Consider the following 12,198-nt stretch of genomic DNA (forward strand, 5'->3'; position numbering starts at 1 on the left):
TCATCGAACATATTCAGTAGAGGATTATAAGTTAGAATATATCTTCCGTTGGTAACTATTGTAAAAATATGAAAAGTATAAATATATACGGATGTCAGAATAAATTGCAATGCGAGAAATTGAAAGGTTTGTAGGTAGTAGAAGAAATTTCATCAAGAGGGCTGCAATAGGAGCAACCGCTGCTTCTGCTCTTCCAATTGTTCAAGCAAAGGAAAAACGTAGTAGCAGCGAGATCTACAAACAGGCACTGAAAGTTCAAGAGGAGACAGGAGATCGAGCAAAATTCCGAAAATACCTCCGAAATCATGGGATGTCTGTTGCAACGAACGACATGACGATCTCGGTTCCCGTTGATTCGGGAACAGAAAGTGGTCTTTCGACTCAGAAGCTTGATAAAAACGACCTCGAAATCGGGATCTCTCTTTCGACCGGCTGTTACCACGACGAATTCTACTCAAAAGTGACGTGGAATTGGGGTAACAATGACTGGGACGATTATGGTGATGATCCGAAAGACAATATTGCGATGTCTTGGAAGGAAAACTCCTGGTACGTCCCAGCGGACCAGGCTTGGGGCAGTTCGTACATTGCAAATGCGAACGATTACGACTATAGCGCAAACGGAATTTCGATGCGATATTCCGATGGAAAGGACATGGGATTACCAGGCGACACTAGTGGTGAACGCTGGATTGCTGCGACCCTCAAAAAACCAAGCGACGAATACAATGCAGGAGCACGACAAGTATGGGGCGTCTATAACCACTGCTATGCTGGCGGTGCTATCAAATCCGTATCCATCGGGTTCGGAATCGTCAGCGCTACGTTTGACACGAGTGCCAAGCAATGGTACAAAGGAACAGATGAGAATGGGAATAAGCTCATATTGAGTGAAGCCGATGCCACGGTGAACTGCAGCGGACTATAACAGATAGACCGATGACTGACAAAAAAAATCGAGTTGGAAGACGATCTACTCTAAAGCTGGCCGGTGCAGCGATTGCTGGCCTCAATCTCCCGATAGCGGACGCACAACCACCCCGAGGGAAAGAGTTGTTCCAGCGTGCACTCCGAGTGCAAGAAGAAACCGGTGATAAAGGCGAATATAGGAAATACCTCCGTGATCACGGATGTAGTGTCTCGACGACAGACATGAAATTCACGTTCGATCCAAATTCGCAACAGGGAGGTTTCACGACACAGAAGCTGGACAAAAACGACCTCGTAATCAGCATTTCCCTCTCAACAGATTGTTATTACCAAGATTTCTTTGGTAAACTCACTTGGAATTGGGGCCGTAGTGACTTGGACGACATCGGTGACAATCCACGAGACGGAGTTGGTCTTATGTGGAAACAGGATTCGTGGCGTGTTCCAACTGATGGAGGAACATACGGAAGTAGTTACATAGGGAATGCAGACAGCCCAGTGATGAGTCCGACGGGTCTTGCATTCACTTATCATGATGGAAACGACGTCGACTTCTTCGGTGGAGGTGGTGCAGATCGCTGGGTCGCGGCAGACCTTAAAAAACAGAGCGATAACTTTACTGCATCTGGCCGTCAGCTCTGGGCAGAGTATTGCCATGCATGGGGAGGAGGCCGATTCGAGTCGATAGATGTCATTGATGGGGATCTTGAACTAACGACTGATGGATATGGCTACACCTGGTACAAAGGAACCGATGAAAATGGCAACAAGCTTATAACGAGCGAAGCGGATTCGACGGTTAACTGTACCGGATTGTAGAAATCAAAAATATGTCGATATTTTATTAACCTTGATATAAGAATAGATAAATATAAATGTTTGTTTTCTCAACATACCAACATGGATCGTCGGAAATTCCTTCGTATTCCAGCTTTTGCCGCGATTGCAACCCTCGCGGGGTGTTCGAATCCGCTCTCCAAAAATGACCCGAAGGCGAACGACATAACGATAGTCAATAAAAGAGACAACGTTGTGATGTTCGACTTCGTAGTGGCACACCCGAGTAGCGACGGCGGAGGAGTGGTGAGTTCGACCCGCCACAAAGTCAACCCCGGGAAAACGACCATCGAAAACGTCGCCGACTTCGGAACGTACGACCTGTCGATTGCCGTCGATGGAATGCCCAACCGGAGTCGAATCTGGCACGCGACGGACTGCCATCATCTCACGATAACGATACGGAAAGACAGCGTGAAATTCGCCGAGAAGACGTGCTGATTCGGGGCAAAATACGGTTTCGTCGTCACGGGACGGTAAGCCGTAATCGAGGAGATGGAAAATCGGCCACCGTCCGATTTTTACCCCGAGTAAACCGCGGAGTCGTCTACTGAACTCGAACCGATTTTTGAATCCACGTCGAATCGAGACGTGTTTGCCGGATGTTACTGCAATCAAACTAACGAATGTGAATCTCCTTCGAGTACTTTCGAGATCAAGAATTCACACGAATTCCCCCGAAACATTCCTCAAATCAGCAGAGGAGACGACGATCGGGAGCAAAAATCGGTAAAAGGTGGAACTAAGTGGGAACCACGTATCCCTCCAAATATGGAGACACTCCTGCTGAATCAGGATGCCGTAGACGAGAACACACAGATGCCCGAACTCATTCGGGCCATCGAGGACGCCTTCGCGGCCTACGCGCTCGGCGATGCGCAGATGCCCGCGAAATCCTACATCGACCTGCCGCAGTACAACGGCGACTTCCGGTCGATGCCCGCCTATTTGGATGCCGACGGCTGGGACGCGGCCGGAATCAAGTGGGTCAACGTCCACCCCGACAACCCGGACGGCTTCGACCTGCCGACCGTCATGGGGACGATGATTTACAGCGACCCCGAGACGGCGTACCCGCTCGCCATCATGGACGGGACGGAACTCACGATGAAGCGCACGGGCGCGGCCGCCGCCGTGGCGACGGACTACCTCGCCGTCGAGGACGCGACGAGCATGGGTCTGGTCGGCGCTGGCGTTCAGTCGTACACCCAGTTGGAAGCTATCTCGAAGATCCGCCCCATCGAGGAAGTCGTCATCAGCGACCTGGACGAGGAAGCGGTCGCGGACTTCATCGACTACTTCGACGACGAGTTCGACGTTCGCGCCGGATCGATTTCGGAAGCCGCGTCCTGTGACATCCTCTCGACCGTGACGCCGGTCGAATCCCCCATCGTCTCGGCCGACGCCGTCGGCGAGCACACCCACATCAACGCGATGGGCGCCGACGCGGAAGGCAAACACGAAATCGCGGACGAAGTGCTGTTGAACGCGAAACTCGTCATCGACGACCACGCCCAGACCACCCACTCGGGCGAGATCAACGTCCCGTACAACGAGGGAACCCTCGCGGACGACGACATCCACGGCGACATCGGCGACATCGTGATCGGCGACTTGGAGGGCCGCACCGAGGACGACGGCGTCACCGTCTTCGACAGCACCGGATTGGCGATTCAGGACGTTGCCGCCGCACACGTCGTCTACGAGCACGCGAACGAGAACGACAACGGCTACCCGTTCGACCTTCTCGGCGTCTGATTCAGGGATCCGAACCGGATTGAAGCGGGCCGTTTTTTGGTGATTTCAGCCTCAGTGGCTACTCCTCGTCGCCGACCGGTGCCCGCGTCGTGAGTTCGTCGGTCAGCTTCGAGATGACCCAGACGATGATCAGGAACGGCAACAGCGGAATCAGCAGGACGAGCAGGCCGAGAAAGATAGCCGTGCCGATGGTGTTCATCTCCCTGTCCGAATGACCGTAGTAGGGCGGCGTGACGGTTCGCACGACCTTCGTGACCGGATGGTCTTCCGACTCCTCCTGACTCATAGGAGAAAGAAGGCGGGAAAAATGATAAACATTCGCACGACACGAGCGTATTGCGCGTTCGATCCGGACGACACGAACGCTTTGCACGTTCGATTCGGATTCGATCGATCGGTGACGGTGATTTTCCAGTGGAAACCACGGGGTAGTGAACACGACGAGTACATCGCGGACGGTCACCGCACGAGTGCCAGGCGGCGTTCGAGGACGAATTCGGGACTTAACGGGCAGTTCCTGTTGCAACCAGCGAACGTTTTTACGGGAGAGCGACCAACGTCGGACTATGGAACCCGCGAGCGGCGACGTGGAGTACGAACCACGGAGTGTGAAGGAGGTTTTGGCGGAGATGAAGGACACGGCGGAGCTTCTGATCGACCTCTCGTACTCCGCGGTCCTCCACGGCAGTGACGACATCGCCGAGGAGGTGCTCGCGCTCGAAGGGAAGATGGACGTGCTTCAGTTGCAGGCGCGGATGAGTCTACTCATGGCCGCCAGAAGTCCGGAGGATGCCGAGGAACTCGCACCCGTGCTCGGCGTCGTCGGAGCCGCGGAGAAGATTGCCGACGCGGCGGGCGATATCGCCAAGGTGGTGTTGGAGGATATCGGTCTCCCGCAGGCGATGCGGGCGACGCTTCCGGAAGCGATAGAGACGCTGGTGCACGTCTCGGTGGCGAGTTCGTCGTCGCTCGCGGGACAGACGCTCGGCGGGTTGAACCTCGAAACCGAGACGGGGGTTCGCGTCATCGCCATTCATCGCGGCGGCGACTGGATTCTGAACCCGCATCGGGACACCGACCTCCGGGTGGACGACCGACTGCTCCTACGCGGGTCGGAAGACGGCGTCGCGGAGGTGTACAAGCAAGCGACCGGAAAGGAGTATCAACCGCCGGAGCCGCCGGAAGGCGGAGATACGGACCTCGAACGCGCCGTCGATTCCATCGTGTTGATGAAGAACATGAGCGAGCTAGCGGTGGATTTGGCCTACGGGAGCGTCCTGTTCGACAGCACGGACGTGGCGGAGGAAGTCGTGGAACTCGAAGCCGAAGTGGACGCACTCCAGTCTCGGTTCGAGGCGTGGACGTTGCAGGCGGCGGCGAACGCGGACGATCCCGTTTCCTTGCGCGGTCTCGTCCACCTCGCAAACAGCACGGAAGTCATCAGCGACGCGGCGGTGGAAATCAGCGAGGGCGTGCTCCGTGGTCTTGGAACCCATCCGGTCGTGGAGTACGCAGTACAGGAGAGCGACGAGGTCATCGTCCGCGAGACGGTCACGTACGGGAGCGAGTTCGACGGCACGACGCTGGGAGCCGAGCGGGTCGAAACCGAGACGGGAATGCGCGTCATCGCGGTACGGCGCCCGCCGGACGATTGGGTCATCTCGCCCGGTCCGGAGACCGAAATCAACGCCGGGGACGTGCTCCTGGCGAAGGGAACGCGGTTGGGTGCGGAACGTCTCGAAGAGCTATCCGGCAGCACGCAAGGTGAGTAGTTCCGACCGAATTCACGCGGTGATGATGGCGTCGGCTTCTATTTCGACCAGCAGTTCGGGAGCGATGAGTCGGCTCACCTCGACCATGCTCGTGGCTGGACGCACGTCGGCGAAGAATTCGGCGTGTGCCTCGCCGACCGGTTCCCAGTTTTCGATGTCGGTCACGTACATCCGCGTTCGAACCACGTCGTCGAGGCGTGCCCCCGCTTCGGCGAGCGCGGTTTCGACGTTTTCGAGCACCCGCTTCGTCTGGGCGTAGGCGTCCCCTTTGCCGACGATGGACCCATCCTCGGCGGTGGCCGTGGTTCCGGAGACGCAAACGTCGGTACCGATACGAACCGCACGCGAGTAGCCGACGCGGTCCTCCCACTCGGTACCACTGGAGATGCGTTTTCGTTCCATGGACGGGTCACGACCTACCGTGACAAAAACCATCGGTGGGGCACGGACGTTCGCAGGGAACTACTGTCTTGATCGGGACAGATTTGACATCAATTCTTAATCGGACAGACCTGACACCAATTAGAGACCGAGCGACAGATCATCCAACTGGCAACCGGAATACCGAACTGCTAAGGGTTTTCGGCGACGGTGTATCGATAATGACAACGCTCGGTACGGCGAGCGCGGCCCCAGGGGAAATCGACACGGGCCGCCTCCCGGTTGGTGAAACCCGTGACGGGAGCCAGTTCGGGCTTCCCGTCGCCGTCATCAACGGCGCGCATGATGGAAAGACGCTCTACATACAGGCAGTTAGCGATGGCGACGAACTCAACGGTCTCGGTGTCGTGAATCGAGTCGTCCCGCAACTCGCTCCCGAGGATATTTCGGGGACGATTCTCGTCACTGGACTCGTCAACTACCACGGTTTTCAGGTCGCGGAACACCGGAACCCGATCGACGACACGAAAATGAATCGGACGTACCCCGGCAACGAATCGGGGACGTCGAGCGAACGAATCGCCGCGGCGACCTTCGAGGCCGCCTCGCGTGCCGATCTCATTCTCGACTTGCATCAGGGTTCGACCAGTCGAATGATGAACGAGGCTCGTGTTCGCTGTGGCCCGCGCCATCGACTGCACGACGAATGTCTCGAACTCGCAAAAGTGTTCGACTGCGGCTACGTTCTCGACCAGAAGGGTCCGGACGGGCAACTCGCCCGCGCCGCCCCCGACGACGGAATTCCGACCATCGACCCCGAACTCGGCGGCTGTGTCGGTTGGGACGAGGAGAGCATCCAGTACGGCGTGGATGGTACGTTCAACGTCCTCCGATACTACGGCTTCCTCGAAGGGGACGTGGAACTGAACTCGCAGACCCGCGCAACCGGGTTCGACCGCTACGGCGCACCGAGCGGCGGTCTCGTCACCTTCAAGAAGGACCTCGGCGACGAAGTCTCACCGGGTGAAACCCTGTTCACCATCACCGACGTGTTCGGTAAACTCAAGGCAGAAATCACCGCCGACCGCTCCGGTATCTTCTGGCGCTCCCGTCGCCTGCCGCAGGTCGCCACTGGCGAATACGTCTGTTCGGTCGGCATCGATGTCAGTCGCTACTGATTGCTCCGACTGACGTTACATCCCGTTCAGAACGACCCATTCACAATTCTCCGTTCACAACTACCAACTCACAACTCCCCGTTCACAAGACTCACAACGCTCCGCTCCCCACGACACTTACAACGACCGGAGTTTCCCCACTATCACAATGCTCTCCAACCTCTCATGTTCGGCCTGTGGACGCGAATACGCCGCCGGAGCGGACGAACCGTGGCGGTGTGAGTGCGGCCATCCGCTCGACTTCGCCGAACGACCGCTTCCCGACCCGGACCGTCCCGCTCCCGATTTCTCCGACATCGACACGAGGGACGGCCTTTGGGCGTTCGAGGAGTTCCTCCCCGTCCGCCGCGTCGCGAGCCTCGGCGAGGGGTTCACGCCGCTCGTGGACGCCGACGACTGGAACGCCCAGTTCAAACTCGACTGCGTGTTTCCATCGGGGAGTTTTAAGGACAGAGGTGCGACGACGACCCTGTCGCGTGCCGCCGAACTCGGCGTCGAGACCGTGATCGAGGACTCCTCGGGCAACGCGGGCGCGGCTGTCGCTCAGTACGCCGCTCGCGCAGGAATCGACGCAGAAATCTACGTTCCGGCGGACGCGAAGGCCTCGAAACTCAAAGCCATCGAGTGTGCGGGCGCGACCCCCGTCCGTATCGAGGGAAGTAGACAGGACGTGACCGACGCCTGTATCGAGGCCGTCGAAGCCGGTGACGGCTGGTACGCCAGCCACGCGTGGAACCCGGCCTTCTTCGCTGGCACGATGACGTTCGCGCTGGAACTCGCCGCCCAGCGCGACTGGGAGGTTCCGGACGCGGTCGTGACGCCGCTCGGCCACGGCACGCTGTTTCTGGGAACGTACCGCGGCTTCCGCGCCCTGTACGACGCGGGGTGGACGGATTCGATGCCGCGACTGCTCGGCGTACAGGCGGCCGGTGTCTCACCCATCGCGGACGAACTCGATGGAGAGAGGAAGGACGAACCCGAACGGAACGACGTGGCCGACGGGATTCAGATCACACATCCCGTCCGCCGTGACCAAATCCTCGACGCCATCCACGAGACGGACGGCGACGCCATCTCGCTCGACGCCGGTGCGACCCAGGACGCCCTCGACAGGCTTCACCGAACCGGCTTTTACATCGAACCGACGAGTGCGGTTGCCGTCGCGGGACTAACGGCCTACCGCGAGCGGGGAATTTTGGACGAGGACGCGGATGTAGTCGTTCCCCTCACCGGAAGCGGGCTGAAATCGTAGCGGGATTTCGGCGGTCGCTTTCGTGCGTCATCCACGTTATCGATACCCTTTTGCGAGTTCTGTCGAATCGACTTCACGAATGGTCAACCGACCGCCGAACAACTGCCCGTACTGCGGCACCGAACTGACGACGACGGAAATCGAAGGCCGCCAGCGGCACCTCTGTCCGGACTGTGACCGAGCCGTCTGGCACAATCCGGTACCCTGTGCGGGCGTCGCCGTCGTGGACGACGATAGCGTTCTCATCGTCAAGCGCGCGGCCGACCCCGGACGAGGCGAGTGGACGATTCCCGGCGGTCATCTCGAAGTGGGCGAACCGCCCGCGGCAGGGGCGGCCCGCGAACTTCACGAGGAGACGGGACTCTCGGTTACTCCGGACGACCTCTCACTTCTCGACGCGCGTTCTTTTGGTCCGTATCGCGGGAAGTACGTCGTCTCCATCGGCTACGTAGTTCGGCGCGAGAAGACGGACGGCGAGGTGGTGGCCGGGTCGGATGCCGATGAAGCCCGGTTCATAACCCCGGATGAATTTGAGCGGACCGGCGCACCGTTTCGAGAAAATCAACGCGAGCGCTTCGAGACGGCGGCCGGGATTTTGGACTGGTAACGATCGACTGCGAGAGGGACCGCGAAACGTGTCGGTTACGTCGTTCGGAAGGCGCGGTCTCCCGCGTCGCCCAGTCCGGGGACGATGAAACCGTCGTCGTTCAGGTGGTCGTCGATGCTGACGGTCAGGAGGTCGGCCTCGGGGAACTGGTCGTGGACGTGGAGCAATCCGTCGGGAGCGCTGACGGCCGAGAGGACGAAGAAGTTCTCCGGGTTGGGCTGCTCGCGGAGCACTTCTTCGAGAACGGCACACATCGTGCTGCCCGTGGCGAGCATCGGGTCGGCGACGATGACGGTGTCCCGTTCGGTGATTTCGGGGAGTTTGACGTAGTCGATGGTGATGGGGAACTCGCCGTCCTCGTTCATGCCCGCTTCCTCGTCGCGTCCGGCGCTGATGACGCCCTGTTTGGCGCGGGGGAACGCCTTGAGCAGGCCTTCGACGAACGGCGTCGCGGCGCGGAGGACGTTGATGATGACCACGTTGTCGAGTCCTTTGACGCGCTCGCCGGTGGTCTCGGTCAACGGCGTGTCGATGGAGACGTACTCGGTGTCCATCGCGCCGTCGATGATTTCGTAGCCACAGATACGACCGAGTTTCACGAGTCCCTTGCGGAAGCCGACCTGTTCGGTCTTCTCGTCCCGAATCTTCGAGAGGGTGTCCTTCGCCATCGCGTGCGTGATGAGGTGAGCGTCACCTCGCTTCTCGATAGTCATATTCGATTCGTGAGTGGCGAGTGGCTATAAGCTAACGATACGAGCGAACCCGCGGGAGCCAGTGACAGTCGTGGACCACCGCAACTGGTCATTCGCCGTAGGTCAGCAGACCGTCCTCGTCGCTGGGAAACGGATCGTCGAACGCGTTCCAGTCGGCGTCCATCTCGTCGTCGGTCAGCACGCAGTCGTCCAGCGCGGCGAGAATCGTATCCTCGTCCACGTCGGTTCCGATGAAGACGAGTTGCGTCCGGCGGTCGCCCCACTCTTCGTCCCAGTAACTTGCCGAGCGGTTGCTCCGGTAGAGGTCCTGATCGATCTCCGGAAGGCTGGCGATCCACGCCCCGGCGACGGTCACGCGGGCGGACGATCCTGCCTGCCCGTATTCCAGTTTCACGTCGTCCCGTCCGGCGACCCAGAACGTCCCCTTGGCGCGGACGATGCCGTCCGGAAGCGACGCGAAGAAGTCGTGCAAGCGAGCGGGATGAAGCGGTCGGGTGGCGCGATACGATACCGACGTGATCCCGAAGGCTTCCTGTGGATGGCGGTGGTCGTGGTTGTGGTCGTGGTTGTGGTCGTGGCCGCGGCCGTGTGCCCCTTCGGAGTCGTGGTGATGGTCGCCGTCGTGGCCGTCCGCGTGTTCCATGGCCTGTTTCCATCCGGCGGAGTCACTGACTGCGCCGAGGTCGAACAGGCCGCGCTGGAGCACTCGGTCGGGGGAAACCCGACCGTGTTCGGTTCGAATCAGTTCCGCGCGGGGTTGGAGCGCACGGAGGGTGGCTTCGATTTCGTCCAGTCGGTCGTCATCCACGAGGTCGCATTTGTTCAGGAGGAGGACGTCACAGAACTCGATCTGCTCGATGACGAGGTCCGAGAGGGGGCGCACCTCTCCGTCCTCCGTTTCCGTTCGCTCGACCGGCGCACCGGGTTCGAAGAAGTCCCGGAACTGTCGGGCACTGACGACGGTGACGGTCGCGTCCACGTCGTAGCGGGCGGCCACGCGCGATTCGGTCGTGAACAACCGCGCGATAGGTGCGGGTTCGCTGATGCCGGACGCTTCGACGACGAGGGTGTCGAACTCCCATTCGCGGGCGAGACGGCTGACTTCGGTTCGCAAATCGTCCTGTAGCTCACAGCAGATACAACCGTTCGAGAGTTCCGCAACGCCCTCGTCCGCGACGATTTCCGTCCCGCCCTCCAGCAGTTCGGCGTCGATGTTTATCTCGCCCATGTCGTTGACGAGCACCGCGATGTCGGTGTCGTTGCTCACACTCAAGAGGTGGTTGAGCGTCGTCGTCTTCCCCGCTCCGAGGTTGCCGCTCAAAATCGTGACCGGAATCGACCCCTGATTCATTTGTTACCGTGGGGCACGTATTCCACCGTGTTAAGCTTGGTTAGATGTGTCCAAATCGAATTCCGAACCGATCGGCCTGCTTAAATAGCGAGGGAAACTCTGTGTGTGTATGTCTCTCGCGGACCGAATCGAGACGTTCCGTCGCTCCGTCGAGGAGTGGCTTCGCGGCCTCTATCACGGGATGATTTCCCATCCCGCCTACGAACTGATAGAGAAGGAAGCCGAGGATTTGGAGGACGAATTCATGCTCGCGTGCTTCCCCGACGTGTTCGGGGTACCGAGTCCGGTATCGTACTACACCGCCGAACTGCTCCCGTACCTCACCGACGAGTTCGAGGCGTGGGAACGGCGGATGTGGGACCGTGAATCGCTCGTCGAACGAAAGGGCCAACAGTTCCACTTCTAACATGAACAAGTTCGTGTTCTTCGGCGGCAAGGGCGGCGTCGGAAAGACGACCGTTTCGAGTGCTTACAGCCTGAAATGCGCCAGATCGGGATTGAAAACGCTGGTCGTTTCGACCGACCCGGCACACAGCACGTCCGACGTGTTCGACCAGCAGTTCGGCGACGACCCTCGTTCGGTGGAGGGAATCGAGAACCTCTGGGCGATGGAAATCGACCCCGAAGAGGAGGTCGAAAACCACCTGATGGAGATAAAACGCTCCCTGGGCGACCACGTCAGCGCGGGGTTGGTGAACGCCATCGACCGCCAAGTCGAGATGGCACACCAGACGCCGGGCGCGCACGAATCGGCGCTGTTCGACCGGTTCATCGACGTGATGCAGAGTTCGGAGGAGTACGACCGCGTCGTCTTCGATACCTCGCCGACTGGCGGGACGCTCCGACTCCTCTCGCTCCCCGAGTTCCTCGAAGGTTGGATCGACCGCCTGCTTCACAAACGCCGACAGAGTATCGACCTGTTCGAGAAGGCCGCAATCGGCGACAGGGAACCGCGTCGAGTGGCTGACGGGGACCCGATCATCGCTCGATTACAGAAGCGAAAGGAGTTGTTCGAGTTCGCGGGTGACGTGTTGCGCGACGACGCGTCGTTCTTCCTCGTCCTCAATCCGGACGAGTTGTCGATCCGTGAGACCGGGAGAGCGGTCGAGGAACTCACCGAATCGGGACTGCCCGTGTCGGGACTCGTCATCAACAAGGTGACGCCGGAACCCGACGACGACGAAACCGGACGCGGGGCGACGTATCTCCGTGACCGCTGTCGAACCGAACGCGACAGGATCGACCACATCCGCGAATCGTTCGACGAACCGGTCGTCGCAGTCATCGAATCACGGGTATCAGAAGTGAAAGGAAGCCTACTGGCTGACGTTGCGGACGAGTTGGCGGTCGACGTCGAGCCGACGGTCGCGGAGTAATCAGTCACGAATCTGTTAAAAACAAGTTCGGGTTGTTCGAGAA

The 12,198-nt window shown here is 59.2% G+C and carries 14 protein-coding genes; 10 read left to right on the top strand and 4 right to left on the bottom strand.

Translation table 11 applies throughout. The annotated features are described in order from the left end of the window. The first annotated feature begins 109 nt into the window (after positions 1-109). The 4 genes from A4G99_RS03795 (at position 110) to A4G99_RS03810 (ending at position 3,525) form a co-directional block, all read left to right on the top strand. Complete coding sequence (locus tag A4G99_RS03795) at positions 110-928, top strand: twin-arginine translocation signal domain-containing protein (RefSeq protein ID WP_150123032.1); 819 nt, start codon at positions 110-112, stop codon at positions 926-928. 146 nt (positions 929-1,074) lie between these two features. Beyond that, on the top strand, positions 1,075-1,749 hold the full coding sequence (locus A4G99_RS03800) for a hypothetical protein (RefSeq protein ID WP_150123033.1): 675 nt from the start codon (positions 1,075-1,077) through the stop codon (positions 1,747-1,749). Between the two features lie 216 nt (positions 1,750-1,965). Beyond that, the gene (locus A4G99_RS03805; RefSeq protein ID WP_066139631.1) at positions 1,966-2,208 is read left to right on the top strand and encodes a hypothetical protein; all 243 of its coding nucleotides are present in this window, start codon (positions 1,966-1,968) and stop codon (positions 2,206-2,208) included. A gap of 330 nt (positions 2,209-2,538) precedes the next feature. Further along, on the top strand, positions 2,539-3,525 hold the full coding sequence (locus tag A4G99_RS03810; protein ID WP_066139635.1) for an ornithine cyclodeaminase family protein: 987 nt from the start codon (positions 2,539-2,541) through the stop codon (positions 3,523-3,525). A gap of 58 nt (positions 3,526-3,583) precedes the next feature. Here the strand turns inward: A4G99_RS03810 and A4G99_RS03815 are convergent, their stop codons facing one another. After that, entirely contained in the window at positions 3,584-3,811 is a 228-nt protein-coding gene (locus tag A4G99_RS03815; RefSeq protein ID WP_066142274.1) for a hypothetical protein, read from the bottom strand. Positions 3,812-4,091: 280 nt separating this feature from the next. On the opposite strand from A4G99_RS03815, the gene A4G99_RS03820 reads away from it, so the two are divergent. Then, complete coding sequence (locus A4G99_RS03820; RefSeq protein WP_066139639.1) at positions 4,092-5,297, top strand: potassium channel family protein; 1,206 nt, start codon at positions 4,092-4,094, stop codon at positions 5,295-5,297. A 12-nt stretch (positions 5,298-5,309) separates the two neighbouring features. On the opposite strand, the gene A4G99_RS03825 is transcribed toward A4G99_RS03820, so the two are convergent. Beyond that, complete coding sequence (locus A4G99_RS03825; RefSeq protein ID WP_066139641.1) at positions 5,310-5,699, bottom strand: RidA family protein; 390 nt, start codon at positions 5,697-5,699, stop codon at positions 5,310-5,312. 200 nt (positions 5,700-5,899) lie between these two features. Between A4G99_RS03825 and A4G99_RS03830 the strand changes: the two genes are divergently transcribed. The 3 genes from A4G99_RS03830 (at position 5,900) to A4G99_RS03840 (ending at position 8,715) form a co-directional block, all read left to right on the top strand. Next, a complete protein-coding gene (locus A4G99_RS03830) occupies positions 5,900-6,856 on the top strand; it encodes a succinylglutamate desuccinylase/aspartoacylase family protein (RefSeq protein WP_066139642.1) in 957 nt (318 codons plus the stop codon). A gap of 148 nt (positions 6,857-7,004) precedes the next feature. Beyond that, positions 7,005-8,108, top strand: coding sequence for a threonine synthase (locus A4G99_RS03835; RefSeq protein WP_066139644.1), 1,104 nt, complete (start codon positions 7,005-7,007; stop codon positions 8,106-8,108). Positions 8,109-8,187: 79 nt separating this feature from the next. Beyond that, positions 8,188-8,715, top strand: coding sequence for an NUDIX domain-containing protein (locus A4G99_RS03840; protein WP_066139647.1), 528 nt, complete (start codon positions 8,188-8,190; stop codon positions 8,713-8,715). A 35-nt stretch (positions 8,716-8,750) separates the two neighbouring features. Here A4G99_RS03840 and upp read toward each other — a convergent pair whose 3' ends face one another. Together upp and A4G99_RS03850 are read right to left on the bottom strand one after the other, a co-directional pair. Further along, positions 8,751-9,428: a uracil phosphoribosyltransferase gene (gene upp / locus A4G99_RS03845; RefSeq protein ID WP_066139650.1), complete on the bottom strand. Its 678-nt coding sequence runs from the start codon at positions 9,426-9,428 to the stop codon at positions 8,751-8,753. 88 nt (positions 9,429-9,516) lie between these two features. Next, positions 9,517-10,779 carry a GTP-binding protein gene (locus A4G99_RS03850; RefSeq protein ID WP_066139652.1) on the bottom strand — a complete coding sequence of 421 codons (1,263 nt, stop codon included), beginning with the start codon at positions 10,777-10,779 and terminating at the stop codon, positions 9,517-9,519. 109 nt (positions 10,780-10,888) lie between these two features. On the opposite strand from A4G99_RS03850, the gene A4G99_RS03855 reads away from it, so the two are divergent. After that, positions 10,889-11,185 (top strand): hypothetical protein, encoded by a 297-nt coding sequence (locus A4G99_RS03855; protein ID WP_066139654.1) that lies wholly within the window; start codon positions 10,889-10,891, stop codon positions 11,183-11,185. A 1-nt stretch (position 11,186) separates the two neighbouring features. Continuing rightward, a complete protein-coding gene (locus A4G99_RS03860; RefSeq protein WP_066139656.1) occupies positions 11,187-12,155 on the top strand; it encodes a TRC40/GET3/ArsA family transport-energizing ATPase in 969 nt (322 codons plus the stop codon). Positions 12,156-12,198 lie beyond the last annotated feature (43 nt).

This window comes from Haladaptatus sp. R4 (genome assembly GCF_001625445.1).
Classification (GTDB): Archaea; Halobacteriota; Halobacteria; order Halobacteriales; family Haladaptataceae; genus Haladaptatus.

What these genes read in the sequence shown, in the direction of transcription:
- A4G99_RS03820 (WP_066139639.1), top strand. Translation starts at nt 4,092, where the DNA reads ATGGAACCCGCGAGCGGCGACGTGGAGTACGAACCACGGAGTGTGAAG.
- A4G99_RS03795 (WP_150123032.1), top strand. Translation starts at nt 110, where the DNA reads ATGCGAGAAATTGAAAGGTTTGTAGGTAGTAGAAGAAATTTCATCAAG.
- A4G99_RS03855 (WP_066139654.1), top strand. Translation starts at nt 10,889, where the DNA reads ATGTCTCTCGCGGACCGAATCGAGACGTTCCGTCGCTCCGTCGAGGAG.
- A4G99_RS03850 (WP_066139652.1), bottom strand. Translation starts at nt 10,779, where the DNA reads ATGAATCAGGGGTCGATTCCGGTCACGATTTTGAGCGGCAACCTCGGA.
- A4G99_RS03835 (WP_066139644.1), top strand. Translation starts at nt 7,005, where the DNA reads ATGCTCTCCAACCTCTCATGTTCGGCCTGTGGACGCGAATACGCCGCC.
- A4G99_RS03815 (WP_066142274.1), bottom strand. Translation starts at nt 3,811, where the DNA reads ATGAGTCAGGAGGAGTCGGAAGACCATCCGGTCACGAAGGTCGTGCGA.
- A4G99_RS03810 (WP_066139635.1), top strand. Translation starts at nt 2,539, where the DNA reads ATGGAGACACTCCTGCTGAATCAGGATGCCGTAGACGAGAACACACAG.
- A4G99_RS03805 (WP_066139631.1), top strand. Translation starts at nt 1,966, where the DNA reads ATGTTCGACTTCGTAGTGGCACACCCGAGTAGCGACGGCGGAGGAGTG.
- A4G99_RS03825 (WP_066139641.1), bottom strand. Translation starts at nt 5,699, where the DNA reads ATGGAACGAAAACGCATCTCCAGTGGTACCGAGTGGGAGGACCGCGTC.
- A4G99_RS03860 (WP_066139656.1), top strand. Translation starts at nt 11,187, where the DNA reads ATGAACAAGTTCGTGTTCTTCGGCGGCAAGGGCGGCGTCGGAAAGACG.
- A4G99_RS03830 (WP_066139642.1), top strand. Translation starts at nt 5,900, where the DNA reads ATGACAACGCTCGGTACGGCGAGCGCGGCCCCAGGGGAAATCGACACG.
- A4G99_RS03840 (WP_066139647.1), top strand. Translation starts at nt 8,188, where the DNA reads ATGGTCAACCGACCGCCGAACAACTGCCCGTACTGCGGCACCGAACTG.
- upp (WP_066139650.1), bottom strand. Translation starts at nt 9,428, where the DNA reads ATGACTATCGAGAAGCGAGGTGACGCTCACCTCATCACGCACGCGATG.